We start from the raw sequence: 20,035 nt of genomic DNA, 5'->3' as shown, positions 1-20,035 counted from the left end.
TCCGCTTGGCGGATAAGGACGTTTTTTTGTCCGCTTCTTTAGGAGGGATAGGCAACTTCGACGATTTGCATCCCGAGTACGAGATCATGGACTGGCGCGGCCGCCCCTACTATGCGGACTTCGCTTGGCGAACGCCCTGGCGCTTTGTGCTTCTATTCGAAATCAAAGGATTCTCCAAGCATGTTCGCGACATGGATCGGGCGGGATACGACAACGAAACGAATCGAGAGGTTTTCCTCCAAGGAATCGGGTATCGCGTCATTTCCTTTTCATACGATACCATCGCTAACAAACCCGATATCGGTATCATGCTGCTGAAGTTATTCATAAGCCAATTTCATCCTTCGGAGACGCCGGCTGGAATCCCCAATCCGATCGACAAAGAAATCATCCGGCTCGCCTTCGCGCTTGCGGGTTCCATTCGGCCGATTGACGTCTCGCGTTCCCTTCGGATCAATTACAGAACCGCGAAAAAAGCGCTCGACAATCTGACCAGCAATGGTTGGATACGCCCTCTCCCGAAAGGCCAAGGAGAACGCGGCGTGCTATATCGATTGACCGATGGAGCATATAAATACCTGGTTTAACCCGTCACCCGTCACCCGTCACCCGTCACCCGTCACCCGTCACCCGTCACCCGTCACCCGTCACCCGTCACCCGTCACCCGTCACCCGTCACCCGTCACCCGTCACCCGTCACCCGTCACCCGGACTAATTGTATTTTGTACAACTAATTCGATCTATAATGTCCGAAAATTTTATTTAGTTGTATTTCATACAACTAATCGAGGAGAATTCGCGACTCCCCAGCCAAAATTGATGAATTAGTTGCATATTTGCAATTAAACTAATTTTCTGTGCGGTCTACCTTAAATTAATTGTACATACTGCAACTAATTTCACGGCACCTCACGAATCTTCTCATTCGAGTTACTGAGAGGCGTTGCAGGGATGTCTAATGTCTGGAACTGCCGGTTAGCAGGGGTGCGACTAATACGGAGGGTACTTAAATACCTGGGTTTAACCCGTCCGTCACCCGGACTAATTGTATTTTGTACAACTAATTCAATCAATAATGTCCGAAAATTTTATATAGTTGTATTTCATACAACTAATCGAGGAGAATTCGCGACTCCCCCGCCGTAATCGATGAATTAGATGCATATTTGCAATTAAACCAATTCTCTGTGCGATCTACCCTAAATTAATTGTACTTACTGCAACTAATTTCACAGCACCTCACGAAACTTCGCATTTGGGTTACTGGGAGGCATTGCAGGGATGTCTAATGTTACTTGGAACTGCCGGTTAGCAGGGGTGCGACTATACGGAGGGTTACTGGGAGGCATTGCAGGGATGTCTAATGTTACTGGAACTGCCGGTTGGCGGGAGGTGCGACTAATACGGAGGGTTACTGTGAGGATTGCAGGGATGTCTAATGTTACTGGAACTGCCGGTTAGCGGGGGTGCGACTAATACGGAGGGTACTGGATTTACTTTATGCGGCGGGAATCGACTTATACGGAGGGTACTAGAGTTACTTTATGCGGTTATGGGTTCCTGAGTCGCAGGCGACGCCTGCGCAAGCAACAAAAAACCGGACGAGGGAATCCCCCGTCCGGCGGCAAATCTAAACTCAAGCGTTCAGCCAACGCTTGAACAGATGTTTGGTCGTGTCTCTGTTCATAGCGGCGATGGAAGTGGTGAGCGGGATGCCTTTCGGGCAGGAGCGCACGCAGTTTTGCGAGTTGCCGCAGCCTTCGATGCCGCCTTCCTCCATCAGCGCGTCGAGACGCTCGTGCGCATTCATTTCGCCCGTCGGATGGGCGTTGAACAGACGCACTTGCGAGATCGGAGCCGGGCCGATAAAGCTGTTTCGATCGTTGACGTTCGGGCAAGCTTCGAGGCAAACGCCGCACGTCATACACTTGGACAGCTCATATGCCCATTGGCGCTTGGACTCGGCCATACGCGGGCCGGGTCCGAGATCGTACGTGCCGTCGATCGGAATCCACGCTTTGACTTTCTTGAGCGCGTTGAACATCCGCTCGCGGTTGATGACAAGGTCGCGCACGACCGGGAACGTCGCCATTGGCTCCAAGCGAATCGGCTGCTCAAGCTTGTCGATGAGCGCGCTGCACGCTTGGCGCGGCTTGCCGTTGATGACCATCGAACAAGCGCCGCACACTTCCTCCAGACAGTTCGATTCCCAGCAAACGGGTACCGTTTTCTCTCCTTTGGCATTGACCGGGTTGCGCTGAATTTCCATCAGCGCGCTGATGACGTTCATGTTCGGACGGTACGGAACCTCGAATTCCTCCGTGAATGGGGAGGCATCCGGACGCTCGCGCCGTGTGATGATAAACTTGACCTTACGTCCCGTTGCCGTTGCAGTAGTTGCTTCCGCCATGGATTAGCCCTCCTTCTTCTTGTTGGTGGAATAGTCGCGCTTCCGCGGCGCGATCAGCGATACGTCGACGTCTTCGTACGAAATTTCCGGACCTTCCGCCGTGAACTTCGCTTTCGTCGTTTTCAGGAAGTTGTCGTCGTCGCGTTCCGGGAATTCCGGCTTGTAGTGAGCGCCGCGGCTTTCGTTACGCAGCAACGCACCCGCAGTCATCGCTTCGGCCAGCTCGAGCATGTTCCACAGTTGCCGAGTATAAGCCGCGCCCGAGTTGTTCCACTTCGTCGTATCGTTGATATTGATATTTTTGTAACGCTGTTTCAACTCTTTGATCTTGCCGATCGTTTCTTCGAGCTTTTTGTTGTAACGAACGACGGTCATGTTGTTCGTCATCCATTCGCCCAGCTCTTTGGCCAGCACGTACGCATTCTCGTTGCCGTCCAATTTCGTGATCGCGTCGTACTTGCTCGCTTGCTTGTTGCGCTCGCGCTCGTATACGCTCTCCGCAATGTCTTCCGACGTTTTCTTCAAGCCTTTGACGTACTCGATCGCCTTCGGTCCTGTGATCATGCCGCCGTAGATCGCCGACAGCAACGAGTTCGCGCCGAGACGGTTCGCGCCGTGATATTGGTAATCGCACTCTCCGCAAGCGAACAGCCCCGGAATGTTCGTCATTTGATTGTAGTCGACCCACAGGCCGCCCATCGAGTAGTGAACCGCCGGGAAGATCTGCATCGGAATCTTGCGCGGATCGTCTCCCGTGAACTTCTCGTAAATCTCGATGATTCCGCCGAGTTTGACGTCCAGTTCCTTCGGATCTTTATGCGACAGATCAAGATAAACTTTGTTCTCTCCGTCGATACCGAGCTTTTGGTTTACGCACACGTCGAAAATTTCGCGCGTCGCGATATCCCGCGGTACCAGGTTTCCGTACGCCGGATACTTCTCTTCGAGGAAGTACCAAGGCTTCCCGTCTTTGTACGTCCAGATACGGCCGCCTTCGCCGCGCGCGGATTCGCTCATCAAACGGTTCTTGTCGTCGCCCGGAATCGCCGTAGGGTGAATCTGGATGAACTCGCCGTTCGCGTAATAAACGCCTTGCTGATAAACCGCGCTAGCCGCGGTTCCCGTATTGATGACGGAGTTCGTCGTTTTGCCGAAAACAATGCCAGGTCCGCCCGTCGCCAGAATGACGGCGTCTCCACGGAACGTGACCGATTCCATCGTGCGCAGGTCCTGCGCGGAAATTCCGCGGCAAACGCCGTCGTCGTCCAGTACCGCTCCGGTAAATTCCCAATGCTCGTACTTCTGCACGAGTCCGGCCACTTCCCAGCGACGCACTTGCTCGTCCAGCGCGTACAGAAGCTGCTGCCCCGTCGTTGCGCCCGCAAACGCCGTGCGGTGGTATTGCGTTCCGCCGAAACGGCGGAAATCGAGCAAACCTTCCGGCGTACGGCTGAACATAACGCCCATCCGGTCCATCAAGTGGATGATGCCAGGCGCCGCCTCGCACATCGCTTTAACCGGAGGCTGGTTCGCCAGGAAGTCGCCGCCATATACCGTGTCGTCGAAGTGCTCCCATGGGGAGTCGCCTTCGCCTTTTGTATTAACAGCTCCGTTGATGCCGCCTTGGGCGCAAACGGAGTGAGATCTTTTTACCGGAACGAGCGAGAACAGATCGACGCGCACGCCTGCTTCCGCCGCTTTGATCGTCGCCATCAGACCGGCCAGGCCGCCGCCGACGACAATTACTTTTTGAGTAGCCATGTGTATGTTTCTCCTCCCTTTAACCTATCGAAACCGAACTAAGCGCCGACGCCGCGGCCGAAGCGAACTCGTCGCTGCGGAACGCGAACAGCGACAGCAAGAACAGAGCCGTCAGGATAACGAAGAGAACCATGCACACTCTGGAGGACACTTTTTGTGCGCGCGGGCCGATCGTAATGCCCCAGCTTACGAGGAATGCCCATAGTCCGTTTGCGAAGTGGAACATCGCAGCGACAACCCCGATGATATATGCCGTGAAGGCGATCGGATTGCTCACGATGCCGTTCATGTGCGAACCCAAATCTTCGTGAGCAACGTTCCCGAGCGTAATCTGGAACCGCGTTTCGTAGAAGTGCCATGCGACGAAGATAAACGTAATAACCCCCGTAATGCGTTGCCATGTGAACGCCCAGTTGCGTCCGTAGCTGAATCTGCCGGTGTTCATGTTCGATTGATAAGCGATGTAGAGCCCATATACTCCGTGGAATAAAATAGGCAGCCAGATCACGAACAGTTCCAGCCAGAAAATAAGAGGCATGCTATTCAAAGAATCGATGCTCTTCGAAAAGCCCTCCTTCCCGCCTTCGTATGCGGAGTAGTTCGTCAACGCGTGCTCGACGATAAACAAGCCGAGAGGGATGACGCCAAGCAGCGAATGAAGCTTTCGCGGTAAATAAGAATTACCTTTCATGTCTGTGTTTGATCTCCTTTCGCAACCGTGCTTTGACTCGTCTGACGCCCCTTGCTTATGCATTGGCAGACGTCACCATTTTGTCACCGCTTTTAAGGTTACTCTATTTTCGCTTATAATGGAACTGCTTATTTCATATTACAACTTATAACTATCTTGCATAAGAGAAGGAGCCATTCCTATGCTCGAAGATATGCGGTTGTTCGCCACCATCGTGGAGCAAACCAGCCTGAACAAAGCCGCGGAAAGACTAAACCTGTCGCAGCCCGCCCTGTCCCGGCGACTTGCCCGGCTGGAAGCGGAGCTTGAAGTGGATCTGTTCCGAAGAATCGGCAAAAGATTGGAGCTGACCGCTGCAGGTCAAGTCACTTATGAATTCGCATTGGAGCTGCGGCGTTTTCATGCGAGTTATTTGAAGAAACTGAATGCGTACAAATCGTCCGAAGCGCACATCGCCACCATCGGGGCGAGCTTGACGACCCTTCAGACGACGCTGCCCGGTCTGATTACGGCGATGACCGAGAAGCATCCCAATCTCGAGATTAAAGCGATTACCGGCAAGTCCCACGAAATCGCCGAACTCGTCAAGGATCGGAAAGTCGATTTTGGCATCGTCGCATCGTCGGCGATTGCCGATCTTGCTATTACCAGTTTACCCTTGTTCGACGATCATCTTATGCTTGTTCTCCCGAGAACCCATATTATTTTGGAAAGAACGCATTTAGAGATGACCGATCTCAACGGCTTGCCGATGATTTTATTCGCTCCCGGCACCTGGTATCGGACGTTAACCGACGAAATATTAAAAAAATATAACTTGAAACCGGACGTCCGAATGGAAATCGACTCGTTCGAGGCAATCATCCGGTTGTTGTCCGCTTGCCGGGCAGGCACTTTGCTTCCTAAATCTTACCTGCGGGAGCAAATCCTAATCGACAACGATTTGTTCGTCGTGCGCATCAAAGAGCTTGAGGAGACTAAGCGTACGACGTCTCTTATTCACGGTGATCCGGCCTGGCTCGCTCCTTCTACCCGCTATTTAATAGAAGAAACGGCCGCTTATTTCGAACGCGGGTCAAGCCGCCGTAAAGAATCTTAATCATTCTAAGAATCGGTTTCCTTCCTGTTCTTACCGGTTTTATCTCCCTACCGGCTATGATAACTTGAAACAAGCAGCCGGGCGCCATGCGTTACGGCAAGCTTCAACTACTTATACCGGCCAAAACCTGATCCAGGTGCGGGGGACAATAAAATAAGTACATATCCCAAGCAACGATTCGCGGAATGTACTAGGGGTGAACCGCAGCGACGCGCAGAGCCGATCTCCCGGCTCGAACCCGACAGCTAACCTCGCCGGCCAAGTTCAGGAGGAAATCAAACAGATGAAAAACCGTTGGACCAAGCTGGGCACGCGCTCCGCTGCGCTCGTATTAGGAGCCGCTATCCTGCTTCCGGGACTTACCGCCCATGCCGCAACGACTTACACGGCCAAAGATTCCGATACATTCTGGAAGCTGTCGCAACAAATGAACATCCCGCTTCAGAAGCTAATGGACGCCAATCCCAACATCAACCCGCTGAACATCTACGCGGGACTGAAGCTCACGATTCCGGGCGAAGCTTCCGCTTCGAATAAATTGACCATGAACGCGGCCGCATCGGCCAAGCCGATCCAGGCCGTCGCTACGGCGTCCGGCAAGACGCTGTCATATTCCAAAGTGCTGAACATTACGGCTACCGCCTATTCCGCGGCTCCAGAGGAGAACGGCAAGTGGGGCGCTGTCGACTACTTCGGCAACCCGTTGAAACTGGGCACGATCGCGGTCGATCCGAACGTCATTCCTTTCGGAACGAAGCTTTACGTAACCGGATACGACTTCTCCGGCTTGCCAACGGGCGGTTTCGTCGCCACCGCTTCCGACGCCGGAAGCGCGATCAAAGGCAACCGGATCGATATCTTCGTCCCGGGCTCGGCTAAATTCGTTTCCGATTTCGGCATCCAGAGCGTTAAAGTTTATATTCTGAACTAATTTCGCGACTCCATGAGCGAGAGAGGCTGATCAGGCATTTAACGATGCCCGATCAGCCTCTTTCTTACGTTCCGTTTCTTCCTTCCGGAATCTCCAGCAGTTCCGTTAAAGTGACCGGCTCGTAATCGTGCTCGCGCAGCCAATCGATAATTCTCGGAAGCGCCTGTACGGTCCCCGACAGATTCTGGCCATTTCCGCCCCCGGCGTGCATGAGCACGACCGACCCCGGACGCACGGAACGGGTGACGTTGCGAAACACTTGATCCGCGTTCAGCTGCCGCCAATCCGACGAATCCACATCCCAATTCACGACCGTGTAGCCCCGTTTTTTAGCCCACTCAAGCTGTCTGGCCACGATCTCTCCGTAAGGAGGGCGAACGAGCCTCGGCTTAAAACCGACGACCTCGCTAATCGTTCTTTCCGCCCGGTAAATCTGCTCCTGGACTTTAGCGATAGGCAGCTTGGAAAAGTTGGGATGGTTGTAGGAGTGATTGCCGATCGCGTGGTTCTCCCGATGAATGCGCCGGACGAGAGCGGGATGTTTGCTTGTCCTTGTGCCTACGACGAAAAATGTCGCTCTTACCTTTTTTTCCTTCAGCACGTCAAGCACCTTGGGCGTGTAACGCGGATCCGGGACGTCGTCGAACGTCAAAGCGACCTTGCGGGTTTCCCGCGAAGCGGACAGTACGAACACGCCGTCGTAGCGGCGTTCCAGATCGGACCAACTGACGCCGGAAGGCTTGGCCCGTGCTTCGCCAACGGCATTGGCCGCGTAACAACTTCCCCCTAACGTCAAAAAGGTGACAGCGCCTATGAGCGCTATCACCGCTTTTCCCGGACGCGATCTCGTCATCTTCCATTCCTCCCCAGTACGCTCGTCTTCCTATATTATCCTGAGCGAACGGGTTCGTTTTCATTCATGCCCCGGTAATCGATTGCTGAAATTGCTCGATCTGATCATTCGTACCGATAACGACCATCACGTCGTCTTGGGCAAGCACGTCTTCGGCCATCGGCGCGATAATCATGCCCTTCGGCTTATTGATCGCCACGATGCTGCAGCCGAATCTCCCGCGCGGATTTACGTCTTCGAGCGATTTCCCCGACCAGCAATTCGGAACCGCGAGCTCCGCGATCGTATAATTTTTGGACAGTTCGATATAATCGAGCAGGTTCGGAGACACGAGCTGATGCGCGACGCGCACGCCCATATCCCGCTCCGGATAGATGATCCGATCGACGCCCATCCTCTCGAGCACCCGTCCGTGCAGATCGGATACCGCCTTCGCGACGACTTTTTTAACGCCAAGCTCCTTCAGCAGGATCGTCGCCAGTATGCTGGCTTGGATATCGTCGCCGATCGCGACGACGCCGCAATCGAAGTTGCGCGCTCCGACGGATCTCAGCACCTCTTCCTCCGTCGCGTCGGCCACGACCGCATGGGTCAGTATGTTCGAAAGCTCCTGCACCTTCTCTTCGTCCCGGTCGACGCCAAGCACCTCGTATCCCAGATTGATTAATTCCCGGCCCAAGCTGGAACCGAACCTGCCAAGCCCGATGATCACGAATTGATTGAATTTCATCTTTCTCCGTCCTCTACCCGATTATGATTTTACCTTCAGCATGGCGATACAGCACCCGTCCTTTTCTTGGACCTAGCGCATATGACAATGTCAGCGGACCGAGCCGTCCGATAAACATCATCAGAATAATGATGATTTTGCCGGCGAGCGTTAGCTTAGCGGTTAACCCGATCGATAGCCCGACCGTTCCGAAAGCCGACGTCACTTCGAACAGAATCATCAGGAAACGGTGATCCTCCGTTGTCGATAAAATCATCGAAGCGATCATGACTAGACCGAAAGCGAATAACGTAATCGTCAACGCTTTGTACACCCGTTCCTGAGCGAGTCTGTATCTGAAAAGAACGACGTCTTCCTTGCCGCGGATCATGGCGATCATAGCTCCGATCAGAGCTGTGAACGTCGTCGTTTTGATTCCTCCGCCCGTCGAACCCGGAGACGCCCCGATAAACATCAAAATGACGATAAAAAATTGCGTCGATTGCCTAAGTCCCGCCAGATCGACCGAGTTAACTCCGGCGGTTCTCGGCGACACGGACTGCGTGAACGCCGCGAGCACCTTTTCACCGAACGGCAGAGAAGCGAACGTGTTCGTATTCGTGTATTCGAATATGAAAATGATAACGGCTCCGAATAAAATCAAGAAACCGGACATGCTGAGCACGACTTTCGAATGAAGCGACAGCTTACGGCCCGGCTTGCGGATCTCGACCAGATCGGAAAGAACGACGAACCCGAGACCGCCTAATATGATTAACAGCATCGTCACGATATTGACAAGCGGATCCCCAACGTAGTCGGTCAAGCTGCGGTAATTCCCCATGGTGTCAAAACCCGCATTGTTAAAAAACGAGACGGCATGGAAAACGCCCTTGTATATCGCTTTGCCCGCGGGCATATCGAACATGAAGCGGATCGAGAACAGGATCGCCCCCGCAAGCTCGATCGATAACGCATAAACGACTACCTTGCGTACCAACCTGATAATGCCTTCGATGCTGGTTTGATTAAAAGCTTCCTGCAGGACCAATCTTTCTCGTAAAGAAATCCGCCGCTTTAGCATAAGCGCGAACAACGTGGCCATCGTCATGAACCCGAGCCCGCCGATCTGGATCATCGCTATAATGATCAGTTGTCCCGCCGTCGTCCAGTACGTGCCGGTATCGACCACGACCAGTCCGGTTACGCATGTAGCCGAGGTCGCCGTGAACAACGTATCGATAAATCGGGGAGTCTCCTCCTGAACGTGGGAAAACGGCAGCATCAACAAACCCGCTCCGGACAAAATAATCGCGGCAAAGCCCAGCACGAGAATCCGCGGCGGAGATGCGACAATCGATCGGCCCCATTTACGAAGCATCGGCGTTCACTCCATCATCCGATAATGATTTTGCCTTCCGCATGGCGATAGAGCGGGCGACCCGCTTTAGGCCCCAATGCATAAGTTAACGTCAACGGACCCAATCGGCCGACGAACATCATGAAAATAATCGTCAGTTTTCCCGCTGAGGTTAAATTCTCCGTAAGTCCCATGGACAATCCGACCGTTCCGAAAGCAGAGGTTACTTCGAACAATATTTTCAAGAAGGCCGCATTCTCCGTCGTGGCGAGTATCATCGTGCCCAGCATGACGAGTCCGATACAGAACAGCGTAACCGTTACGGCCTTATAGACGCGTTCTTGGGCCAGCCGCAACCGAAACAACACGACGTCTTCTTTGCCCCGGATCATGGCCAGCACCGCGCCGACCAGAACGGCGAACGTCGTCGTCTTGATCCCTCCGCCCGTAGAGCCCGGGGAAGCTCCGATAAACATCAGAATGATCAAGAAAAACTGGGTCGCTTGACGGAGTTCGGCGATATCCACCGTAGAGACGCCCCCGGATCTGGACGTTACCGATTGAAAGAACGATACGAGCAGTTTATGTCCGAAACCGGAGTCTCCGATCGAACGGGTATTGGTGAACTCGAAAATAAAGATGACGATCGCGCCTACGAGAATCAGAGCGGCCGAAACGCTAAGCACGACTTTCGTGTGAAGCGATAATTTCTTTTTGCTTTTGATTTCGAACAAGTCAGCCAATACGATAAAACCGAAACCACCGAATATAATCAGGCCCATCGATACGATATTGAGATATAAATCCGTGGAGTATTTGGCGAAGCTGGCGGCATCTCCCGACAGATCGAAGCCCGCGTTGTTAAAAATCGATATCGAATGAAAGACGCCCTGGTACACCGCGCGGCCGAACGGCATATCGATCATGAATCTGACCGTGTACAGTAAAGCGCCGACCGTTTCGATCGCTAAAGCATAGAAAATGACTTTGCGCACGAGCCTGACCAGACCCTCGATGCTGCCTTGATTCAGCGACTCCTGCAAAATCAGCCTTTCTCTAAGCGAGATTCTTCTTCTTAAGATGAGCGCGAACAACGTCGCCATCGTCATGAAGCCGATGCCTCCGGTTTGAACGAGCAGCAAAATCACCCAGTGTCCGAATACGGAATAATAGGAGCCCGTATCGAACACCGTAAGCCCTGTCACGCAAGTCGCCGAGGTCGAAGTAAACAAAGCATCGATGAATGGCGTCGATTCCCCGTTGGTTGAAGCTATAGGCAATTCCAACAACAGGGCCCCGACAAAAATGATAAACGAGAAACCAAGCAATAATATTCTTGGCGGGGATGCGCCGAACCATCGGATCGCTTTGCTGAACACTTAAACCACCTCGAACCCGTTTTCGCTATACCGAATTTATGCAACAAAAAAAGCACTGGAACCCCAGTGCCCGATTTTCGCACACGAAGTCCTGTTCGCAAGCAGCCTACGAGGTTAGCTGTCGGATTCGGGCTCGAACAGGCCGCCCTATCCATCGCCATTTACGGCAATTGGAATTCACCCCGGGATCACCGAATACAATTGTACTTGTACAAGGCGATCGTTGGTTCCCCCATTTTCTTCGCTAAGAAATTCGGCTGACATCATCAAATAAAAGACGTACCATCGCATTATAGTCTTTCCGTTATGGGCGGACAACACCAGAAAGAAAGCAAACCGGACCGTTTGGCCGATTTTACGAACGGCTTTCGCCAACATTGCCCTGTTTACAGTCATTATCGTCTGTTTTGCTTTCATTTTCGCCGAAAATGCGAGATACTTAATGAAAATTTGAAGCAGCCAACGTGCGAACCCACTGTATGCGTTTACCTGAGCTTTTAATGCCTAAGGAGAGATGTTATTTGAACGATATAACGACCCCGTTGGATAAACGTTGGATTTGGACCGCAGCGCTCGGACTCGTCTTCTTTCTCATCATTCAAGTTTTTCCCGTAACGGGACAACTGTTCACGGCCAACGTGCAGCATGTCATGACCCGATCGGAAGCGGAAAATACGGCGATCGCGACAGTCGCGGAGAAATTCGGAATCCGGGCCGAGGACATCGACAAAACGACGGTCACCCATATCTCGGACAGCAAAACGACCGGTTATTTCGCGAAATACGAACTGACGAATGATTACGATAAAAAGTGGTCCGAGGCGGCGCCGACCGATGTATATGTCGTCGAGTTGTTTATACGAGGGATTAAGGGCGCATTGGCGCTCTCCCTGAATATGGAGAATGGAAAGCTTGTCGCATGGCAGCACATCGCCGCGTCCAGCACGGCAACCGCTGGCCCATCAGGCAACTCCGAAGAGCTGGCGAAACTTGCCCTAGAGTATGCGGCCACGCGGGGAATCGATACGAAGCAATGGGAGTGGACAGGTATAACGTCCGCCAAAGGATTCGAATATGCTTCCCGCCAGGAGTCGGTCGGAGAAGCCGAGCTGCGACTTCGCGTCCTCCTCCCCGCCTCGCTTGATAAGGCTTCTTCTTCTTTTCCAACGTGGCAAGGAGGGGCGGTCACTTACGGGGTGAACCTGCCTGCCGATTTTATGGGGTATATGAAAACCCAAGAACGATGGGCGGCTAATCTTTCCGTATTCGGGTTTATTCTGCCGCAGATCATCCTGTTCATCCTCGCCATCATTTACGCGGGCACTCATAGCGGCCACACTTCTTTCCGGCGAGGGATATTCCTGTCGGTCGCGTTTTTCGTTTTGTACGCCGGTTTGACTTTTAACATGATTCCGGGACTTCGGGCGGGAACATGGGACTCGGGAGTCAACATCGGGGACAACGTCAATCTAGTCGTCAGTCTGGTTACTTACGCCGCGATGGCTCTTCTGACTTACTTCTCCGCGGTAGGCGGCGACGGATTGTGGAAATCCATGGGGCGTGCGCTTTGGCCGCGCTGGAAAGAGGCCGGGTACGGAGCCGCGGTTCTGAGGAGCATGAGGGAAGGATATTTCCTCGCCTTTATTTTGCTTGGCGCGCAATCGTTGATTTTACTCGCGCTGGAGAAATCGTTAGGTTCTTTCTCCGCTTCAGACGCGACGCAGTCGATGTACAACATGAGTTTTCCGTTATTGCTGCCTCTGCTGGCCTGGTGCGCGGGCATATCGGAGGAACTGCAAAGCCGGTTGTTCGGCATCGGGTTATTCCGCAAATGGTTCGTCGGTATCGCCCGTAAAATCACCGGGAAGGAACCGTCCGGGCGGACGGCTATCGTATTGACGACATTTGCGATCGTCCCTCCGGGCCTAATGTGGGCGTTAGGCCATGTCGGCTACGCGGTTTATCCGGTATACACCCGGCTGATCGAGCTCGTGCTGATGTCCTTCCTGTTCGGCTGGTTTATGCTGCGCTTCGGCATCATGACCGTCATCTTCGCCCACGTCACGCTCGATGCGATCCTGATGGGCATTCAGATGATGTTCGACGGTCTTCCCGGCGACTTCGCCGGCGGCGTATTCAGCTTTATATTGCCGGGAATCGTCGGTATCATTATTTGGCGGCTTCATGGGGCACTACGAATGCGAAGCTGAATCGTCCTTCCGAATGCCGAAGCGTCGCCTGTCCACCGTGAAGCTCAGCGATGCCCCGAGTGATCGCCAGACCAAGACCCGTGCCTGCTTGCGGGTCTTTATTCGTTCTGGATTCGTCCGCCTTGTAAAACCGGTCGAACAAACGCGCTTCCTGTTCCTTCGAGATCGGTTCTCCCTCGTTCTCCACCACGATCGATACCCGGCCGTCATCGGAAACAAGCGATACCCGAACCGTCCCGGGTTTGACCGAATGCTTCAAAGCGTTCATGAGCAAGTTGTCCACCGCTCTCCTTGTTTTCTCGGGATCGATGGTCATAAATAGCGGGGCGTCCGGCAGCTCCGAATCAAGCTCAATCAGTTGATCATTGGCTAGAGGCTCCAGTTCGGATAACATCTGGTTCAGCATGGCTCGCAGATCGACCGTCTCCGTCTCTAGCTTCGCTTCGCCTTGCGACAATCTCGTATACTCGAACAACTCGTCGATCAGAGACTTCAACTGGCGGGCTTTATGATGCGTGTTCGCTATAAAACGTTCGACTTCCTCGTCGTCTCTGTACGCTTTCTCCTTAAGCAGTTCCAAGTAACCGATAATGCTTGTAAGCGGTGTTCTCAGATCGTGGGAAACGCCCGTGATCAGCTCCATTTTCAACTTCTCCGCCTGTCGTTCCTTCTCGATAGAGCTTTCCAGCTTCTCGGCCATGGCGTTGATATGCCGGGCGATCGTCCCGAGCTCGTCCGAACGGACAGAAGGCAACCGATAATTCAGTTGCCCTTCTGATATGGCCGTTAAGCCTTCGGTTATTTTCTGCATATATTTGATCGTATGGCGGGTATAAGCGGCAAAAGACAACCCGAAAGTCGCGACGAACGCGATGACCGATATCGGAATTTCAAAAATAAAGCCCCTGGGAATTAAGATGGACGCGACGGAGCTCGTCAGAAAACTGGCGACGAACGTCCAGATCATTTGGAACCGAATGCTTTTGCGTCCGGATACGACCGCGAGCAGCTCACTTTTCAATTTTGTAGCCAACCCCCCATACCGTCTTGATATAACGGGGCTCACGGGGATGATCCTCGATTTTTTCACGAATGTTGCGGATATGGACCATCACCGTGTTTTCCGAATAACCGCTCGGCTCCTTCCACACCTTCTCGTAAATTTGGTCTGCATGAAAGACTTGCCCCTTATGGCGGGCCAGCAGTTCGAGAATTGCGAATTCCAGAGGCGTGAGCGCGACTTCCTTCTCCTTCACCGTGACTCGATGCTTAGCAATATCGACAGTCAAATCGTTCACATAAATGACGGACTCGTTATCCTCTTTGGCGGTCGAACCGAACCTACGGAGCTGGGCTTTCACACGCGCCATCAATTCCAGCGGGCTGAAAGGCTTAGCCACGTAATCGTCCGCTCCCGTCGACAGCCCCGTGATTTTATCGATCTCTTCTTGTTTGGCGGATAGCATAATAATCGGCACGTCGGATATTTCACGGATTTTCATGCAGGCTTGAATTCCGTTCATGTCCGGCATCATGACGTCCAGCACGACGAGCTGCACGCGCTCGGTCCGCAGCAATTCCAAAGCCGCGTAACCGTTGTCCGCTTCGAGAACGCGAAACCCGTCGTTGCGAAGATAGACGTGAATGACGTCGCGGATCTCGGAATCGTCGTCGACGATCAAGACGGTTGGCTTGTTCATTGGCGATCTCGCTCCCTATCCGGTTTTCTTCTCCTTCCCATTCTAAACCGGGACCTCCTATTGTTCCATGATAAATTGGAGCAATGGAGCCCTTTGCCCCGTTCCGCCTCTTTCCGGCACACGTAGACGAAAGCGGGAGGAAAGTTTAATGGAACGAATTTGATCCTTTCGATCTTGAACATGCACGAAAGTCGCTTCTTCATCTGAAGGGAATATTGGAAGGCGATGAATAGGCCGCCGGGTTTCAGCGACATCCGCACTTGATCCATAATGGCGTCGCGTACCGTTTGGGGGAAGTTATAGAACGGGAGGCAGCTTACGATGCAATCTAACCCGGGTTCGCCATGCTGCTCGAGAATCGCGGCCATGTTAGCGGCATTCGCCGCTACTTTGCAGCCAGGGTGATTCAGCATTAGCTGCTTGCGCATTTTCGAGTCTTTTTCGAATAAATAAATTTTCGTCCCGGGCAACGCGCGGCGCGTTATTTCCCGGGTAACGGCACCCGTTCCGGCCCCTAGCTCGGCGATCGCGCGAACGGAATGCCACGGAATCGGGGCGCTCATGCTCTCCGCGAGAAATCGCGAGCTCGGCACTGCGCTGCCGATCTGTTTCGGCCGGCGGACGAACTTGCGAAGGAACATTCGGGCTTCATCGCTCATGATTCGCATAACGGGCCTCCATCGCTTTTCCGGCCAGTCTTGCGTCATTCGCGGCTATCAGTTTGTCCGCAGCCCAGAACACGAATTTCGCCAGCAGCATCGCCGCAAGCAAGTCCGCGATGACGTGTTGCTTAATAAAGAGCGTAGATGCGATAATGCTCGACGCGAACAACACGATCGGGATTCTCAGCTTCCAACCGAGCGAGCGGGAACCCAAAACCATAAGCGTGCTGGTGAGTACATGAACGCTCGGAAAGCAGTTGTACGGCTCGTCATGGCTGTATAGATAATTTACAAGTCCGTTGAAAAAACCGGTCGAAGGAACCTCGGGCCTGGGTACCATCGTTTGAAAAACCAGATAAACCAAATTAGATAGAAGAATTCCGCAACACATGGCAATCAATGTTTGGTAATACTCGCGTTTATCTTTGCGCAAGATCAGAAAAAAAACAAGAAACAAAAACGGGTACCAAAGCATGTACGGCACTGCGAATTCAGGTAGGAAGGGCAGATTGCGATCGACCTCCGTGACTAGCGAATAGACGTTGCCCCACGGCCGATTCTGCAGCACGTATATGAGGTTGATTACCGGAACGGCCAGCAGACCTAGCAACGGCTTGTAGACTTCGTAACGACTGCTTTTGGACGTTTCGGTTGCCGCCATTTCGTCTATGTTCATCATGGTTCCACACTCCTTGATTGGTTGATGAACACATCATAAACAAGAAGAATAAGGAACATCCCGAGAACTTTCTGAAGGTTTTCTAAAGATGAATCGGTTTCTTAAGTTGTCGCGCGAGCAGACGAGCAAAAGCGGAGTCAGCTTTTCCTTGTTCCGCCCGATCCGTTCCAAGCCGTCGGGATGCATAAATCTAAGCAGCAATTTTAAGTAGAAGGAACACAACCACTCGAACCTTCTCGACGGAAGGCGCATCTGCTCGAAGCCAAGTCCATGGGTCAGCCCCCGATGAAGCAGGGTTACCCCCACCAATGCTTTCATCTCGGCCATCTCCGGCCGTTTCTCCCATTCTTCCGAAATCCTCTGAAGGGAATCGCGGGCAAGACGAGCCGTCCGAAGCGCGGCCCGGTTCGGGCCAGCTTGACGAGTCAGCTCCAACACCATCCGGTTATTCAGATGCAACTCGCCGACGCGGTCCCCTTTACGAATCCGGGTTCCGTCCTCGCATACGATGTCGTCCCCGGAATGCTTCTTGACCAGCACCTTGCACATCCCGGCTTCTAACGTATATTCGCTCGTCATGCCTATGATCCTTCCGATCGCATTTTCCCACATGAGCCAGATCGTTTGCCTAGCCATAGGTTGATTGCCCATCGTAAACCCACCCTTGCCAACGTATTCGCCGTTTTCCGCGTTGAATTCATTGTATCCTCCCGCCGCCCCGGCTCCCATCGCTTCTCGTCGGGTTCTCGAACTGTCTTTCGTCCAGTCGGGGTTAGACTAAGGTCTTGGCTTGTCCGCAAAAAAAAACCGCCAGTACGATCTGGCGGTTGCTACGCTGTCCGTTCTTGTTGTGATGGTTATTCTGCGTTCAGTTCCTCGAGTATTCGCTTGGCCAATGCCTCTCCGATCGACACTGCCTTGAAATCTTCGACCGTCGCTTCCTTAATCGCCTTAAGCGAGCCGAAGTGACTAAGCAACTGCTTGCGCCGCTTTTCTCCTATACCCGGAATCGCATCGAGACGGGAGGCAACCATCGATTTCGCCCGCTTCTCGCGGTGGAACGTAATCGCGAAGCGGTGCACCTCGTCCTGAATGCGCTGCAGCAAATAAAATTCCTGGCTGTCGCGAGGCAGCGGAACGACTTCCGGAGGATCACCCACGAGCAGCTGCGCCGTTCGGTGCTTGTCATCTTTGGCCAGTCCGCATACCGGAACGTCAAGGCCTAGCTCGTTCACGAGCACGTCCAGCACCGAGGCGATATGACCTTTGCCGCCGTCGACGACGATCAGATCGGGCAATGTCAGCCCTTCCTTCAGCACCCGCTCGTAACGGCGACGCACGACTTCCCGCATCGATTCGTAGTCATCCGGTCCTTGGACCGTTTTTACGTTATATTTGCGGTATTCTTTTTTGTCCGGTTTTCCGTTCGTGAACACGACCATCGCCGAGACCGGGGATGCGCCCTGAATGTTCGAGTTGTCGAACGCTTCGATGCGGTTGGCGCTCGGGATTCCGATCCAATTCGCCAGTCCGTCCGCCGCTTTATTCGTACGCGACTCGTCCCGTTCGATGAGCCGGAATTTCTCCTCGAGCGCGACGCGGGAATTGTCGCTTGCCATCGCGACGAGCTGGCGCTTCGATCCTCTGCGTGGAATCGCCACCTTGATTTTCAGCCAGCGCCGCAACGATTCGCCAACCTCCGCCTCCTCGCCCTCCTCTGGATGATCGTGCTCTGCGTCTTCTCCGTATGTTTCCTTAGCTTCCGCAACCCGTTCCCGTATCGGTTGGTACACGACTTTTGGCTGCTTCGCTTCTTCCTCGGGCGACGACGGCAGCAGAACCTCCCTGGGCAATGCGGGGTTATCGCTGTAGTACTGGGTCACGTAGCTAAGAAAATCGTCGTACGGCTCTCCGTAATAAGGAAATACGGACATATGGCGCTGGTTCATTTTGCCTTGGCGCATATACAGAATCTGCACGCACATCCAGCCTTTGTCCACGGCATAGCCGAAGACGTCGCGGTCCATCGCGTCGGCCATATTGATCGTCTGCTTCTCCATGAGCGCTTCGATCGCCACGATCTGATCGCGATACTCCTTCGCCCGCTCGAACTGCAGCTCTTCAGCCGCCTGCTCCATTTTGCGTTTCAATTCTTTTTTGATTTCTGTATGGCCGCCATTAAGAAACCGCGAGATTTCTCCGACCATCTCGTCATAGGTCGACTGCTCGACCGGATATTCGCAAGGCGCGACGCATTGGCCCATATGATAGTACAGGCATACTTTGTCCGGGAGCGTATTGCATTTGCGCAGCGGGTACATCCTATCCAGGAGTTTCTTCGTTTCCTGCGCGGCGAACGCGTTCGGATATGGCCCGAAATATTTGCCCTTGTCCTTGATGACCCTCCGCGTCACTTCCAACTTGGGATGTTTTTCGTGCGTGATCTTCAAATAGGGGAACGATTTATCGTCCTTCAGCAGCACGTTGTAACGGGGAAAATGCTCCTTGATCAAGTTGCATTCGAGAATGAGCGATTCCGTGTTGCTGGCGGTCACGATATATTCGAAGTCCCGGATTTCCGAGACAAGCTTTTGCGTTTTGCCGTCGTGGCTGCCCGTGAAATACGAACGCACGCGATTTTTGAGCACCTTGGCTTTGCCGACGTAGATGATTTTTCCTTCGTCGTTCTTCATTAAATAGCAGCCCGGCTGATCCGGGAGCAGCGCCAGCTTATGGCGTATTTTTTCCATCGCTTTGTCCCGGCTTGCCGAAGAATTCGGGATGTCCATCAATGGCGCCTCCTTTTTACCTAACCCGAAAAGGGCAGAACACTCGTTCTTCCATTGTAGCACACCCTGTCGATCCGTTGTCGCAAACTTGTCACCTCTCCGTTTCGGGAATACTTTACAACAAAAAGCGATGTTGGGTATACTAGTGATATATGTGTTCGAAAAGTTCGGTTTTCAGCACCGAGAAGGTTGGATGAAGCTTAGGGTGTGAGGAGCGGAGCGTAGGAGAAACCTACGTGAGCACCGGAAGGCCCGGCTGAATTCAAGATTCGATGCCGATTCCGCTCCTTGAATCACTTCGTGATCAAAATTGGACTTTTCGAACTTCCTCTGTAAGTAATGATAGTGAGTGAATGTGTCAGGAGGCTTCCATCCATGGAAAATGTTAGAGATCCCCGCCAGCACATCAACGAAGAGCCGCGCGACGATTTTTCCGATACGGCCGTCGGCTTCGGAGTGATGTTCGGCTTCATGTTCGTTGTATTTACAGCGGCGGTTGTCGTTAAATTTATTATTTCCTAATGACGTTCGACAAAAGGAGAAAGAGAGGGCGTTGGCCCTCTCTTTCTCCTTTTTCGTACGGGGAACCGGTTAAAGATGTTTCTGCGGTTCCTTCCTCGGCAATCGCGCGACGTCGTCGTAGCGCTTGCGTTCCTTGCGCTCGATCTGCACGATTCTTCCATCATGAATGATGATGTTTACTTCGCCGTATTCCAATCCATTCACTTGCTCGGCAATTCTGCCCAGCCAGCGATCGTCTAATTCTACAGGTTTGGCCATCTTTGGTTCCTCCGTTTGCGT

General features: G+C 53.0%; 19 protein-coding genes and 2 riboswitches. Of the genes, 5 read left to right on the top strand and 14 right to left on the bottom strand.

Features of this window, described 5'->3' with window-relative positions; genetic code table 11:
• Positions 1–26 precede the first annotated feature (26 nt).
• Positions 27–587, top strand: a complete 561-nt coding sequence (locus FPZ45_RS15915) for a hypothetical protein (protein ID WP_144703785.1) — start codon at positions 27–29, stop codon at positions 585–587.
• 1,050 nt (positions 588–1,637) lie between these two features.
• On the opposite strand, the gene sdhB is transcribed toward FPZ45_RS15915, so the two are convergent.
• The 3 genes from sdhB to FPZ45_RS15900 are packed head-to-tail and all read right to left on the bottom strand — an operon-like array spanning position 1,638 to position 4,863.
• Positions 1,638–2,411 carry a succinate dehydrogenase iron-sulfur subunit gene (sdhB, locus tag FPZ45_RS15910; RefSeq protein ID WP_144703782.1) on the bottom strand — a complete coding sequence of 258 codons (774 nt, stop codon included), beginning with the start codon at positions 2,409–2,411 and terminating at the stop codon, positions 1,638–1,640.
• A gap of 3 nt (positions 2,412–2,414) precedes the next feature.
• Positions 2,415–4,172, bottom strand: a complete 1,758-nt coding sequence (sdhA, locus tag FPZ45_RS15905) for a succinate dehydrogenase flavoprotein subunit (protein WP_144703779.1) — start codon at positions 4,170–4,172, stop codon at positions 2,415–2,417.
• Positions 4,173–4,191: 19 nt separating this feature from the next.
• Positions 4,192–4,863: a succinate dehydrogenase cytochrome b558 subunit gene (locus FPZ45_RS15900; protein ID WP_144703777.1), complete on the bottom strand. Its 672-nt coding sequence runs from the start codon at positions 4,861–4,863 to the stop codon at positions 4,192–4,194.
• Between the two features lie 181 nt (positions 4,864–5,044).
• Between FPZ45_RS15900 and FPZ45_RS15895 the strand changes: the two genes are divergently transcribed.
• Complete coding sequence (locus FPZ45_RS15895) at positions 5,045–5,962, top strand: LysR family transcriptional regulator (protein WP_144703774.1); 918 nt, start codon at positions 5,045–5,047, stop codon at positions 5,960–5,962.
• A 108-nt stretch (positions 5,963–6,070) separates the two neighbouring features.
• A riboswitch (cyclic di-AMP (ydaO/yuaA leader) is annotated at positions 6,071–6,238 on the top strand.
• A gap of 7 nt (positions 6,239–6,245) precedes the next feature.
• Positions 6,246–6,893 carry a 3D domain-containing protein gene (locus FPZ45_RS15890; protein WP_144703771.1) on the top strand — a complete coding sequence of 216 codons (648 nt, stop codon included), beginning with the start codon at positions 6,246–6,248 and terminating at the stop codon, positions 6,891–6,893.
• Positions 6,894–6,957: 64 nt separating this feature from the next.
• Here FPZ45_RS15890 and FPZ45_RS15885 read toward each other — a convergent pair whose 3' ends face one another.
• The 4 genes from FPZ45_RS15885 to FPZ45_RS15870 form a co-directional block, all read right to left on the bottom strand.
• Positions 6,958–7,746, bottom strand: coding sequence for a polysaccharide deacetylase family protein (locus FPZ45_RS15885; RefSeq protein ID WP_144703768.1), 789 nt, complete (start codon positions 7,744–7,746; stop codon positions 6,958–6,960).
• 64 nt (positions 7,747–7,810) lie between these two features.
• Positions 7,811–8,476 (bottom strand): potassium channel family protein, encoded by a 666-nt coding sequence (locus FPZ45_RS15880; RefSeq protein WP_144703765.1) that lies wholly within the window; start codon positions 8,474–8,476, stop codon positions 7,811–7,813.
• A 13-nt stretch (positions 8,477–8,489) separates the two neighbouring features.
• Positions 8,490–9,836, bottom strand: a complete 1,347-nt coding sequence (locus tag FPZ45_RS15875) for a TrkH family potassium uptake protein (RefSeq protein WP_144703762.1) — start codon at positions 9,834–9,836, stop codon at positions 8,490–8,492.
• 14 nt (positions 9,837–9,850) lie between these two features.
• Complete coding sequence (locus FPZ45_RS15870; RefSeq protein ID WP_144703760.1) at positions 9,851–11,194, bottom strand: TrkH family potassium uptake protein; 1,344 nt, start codon at positions 11,192–11,194, stop codon at positions 9,851–9,853.
• A gap of 87 nt (positions 11,195–11,281) precedes the next feature.
• A riboswitch (cyclic di-AMP (ydaO/yuaA leader) is annotated at positions 11,282–11,463 on the bottom strand.
• Positions 11,464–11,715: 252 nt separating this feature from the next.
• Here FPZ45_RS15870 and FPZ45_RS15865 point away from each other — a divergent pair.
• Positions 11,716–13,404, top strand: a complete 1,689-nt coding sequence (locus FPZ45_RS15865) for a CPBP family intramembrane glutamic endopeptidase (protein ID WP_144703757.1) — start codon at positions 11,716–11,718, stop codon at positions 13,402–13,404.
• Here the strand turns inward: FPZ45_RS15865 and FPZ45_RS15860 are convergent.
• From FPZ45_RS15860 to uvrC, 6 genes are all read right to left on the bottom strand, one after another.
• The gene (locus FPZ45_RS15860) at positions 13,364–14,437 is read right to left on the bottom strand and encodes a sensor histidine kinase (RefSeq protein ID WP_246120468.1); all 1,074 of its coding nucleotides are present in this window, start codon (positions 14,435–14,437) and stop codon (positions 13,364–13,366) included. The two genes, FPZ45_RS15865 and FPZ45_RS15860, sit on opposite strands and share 41 nt — an antisense overlap.
• A complete protein-coding gene (locus FPZ45_RS15855; RefSeq protein ID WP_144703754.1) occupies positions 14,415–15,104 on the bottom strand; it encodes a response regulator transcription factor in 690 nt (229 codons plus the stop codon). The genes FPZ45_RS15860 and FPZ45_RS15855 overlap by 23 nt, the downstream gene beginning before the upstream one ends.
• On the bottom strand, positions 15,101–15,772 hold the full coding sequence (locus FPZ45_RS15850) for a class I SAM-dependent methyltransferase (protein ID WP_246120467.1): 672 nt from the start codon (positions 15,770–15,772) through the stop codon (positions 15,101–15,103). The genes FPZ45_RS15855 and FPZ45_RS15850 overlap by 4 nt, the downstream gene beginning before the upstream one ends.
• Positions 15,753–16,445, bottom strand: coding sequence for a phosphatase PAP2 family protein (locus FPZ45_RS15845; RefSeq protein WP_144703751.1), 693 nt, complete (start codon positions 16,443–16,445; stop codon positions 15,753–15,755). The genes FPZ45_RS15850 and FPZ45_RS15845 overlap by 20 nt, the downstream gene beginning before the upstream one ends.
• Before the next feature lie 33 nt (positions 16,446–16,478).
• Positions 16,479–17,174, bottom strand: a complete 696-nt coding sequence (locus FPZ45_RS15840) for a YkoP family protein (RefSeq protein WP_144703748.1) — start codon at positions 17,172–17,174, stop codon at positions 16,479–16,481.
• Positions 17,175–17,302: 128 nt separating this feature from the next.
• Entirely contained in the window at positions 17,303–19,234 is a 1,932-nt protein-coding gene (uvrC, locus tag FPZ45_RS15835; RefSeq protein ID WP_144703745.1) for an excinuclease ABC subunit UvrC, read from the bottom strand.
• 375 nt (positions 19,235–19,609) lie between these two features.
• Between uvrC and FPZ45_RS15830 the strand changes: the two genes are divergently transcribed.
• Complete coding sequence (locus FPZ45_RS15830) at positions 19,610–19,756, top strand: YqzM family protein (RefSeq protein ID WP_144703742.1); 147 nt, start codon at positions 19,610–19,612, stop codon at positions 19,754–19,756.
• 69 nt (positions 19,757–19,825) lie between these two features.
• On the opposite strand, the gene FPZ45_RS15825 is transcribed toward FPZ45_RS15830, so the two are convergent.
• Positions 19,826–20,014, bottom strand: a complete 189-nt coding sequence (locus FPZ45_RS15825; protein WP_144703739.1) for a YezD family protein — start codon at positions 20,012–20,014, stop codon at positions 19,826–19,828.
• Positions 20,015–20,035 lie beyond the last annotated feature (21 nt).

Source organism: Cohnella terricola, assembly GCF_007786475.1.
GTDB classification, from domain to species: Bacteria; Bacillota; Bacilli; order Paenibacillales; family Paenibacillaceae; genus Cohnella; species Cohnella terricola.
This window is presented reverse-complemented; position numbering and strand designations above follow the sequence as displayed.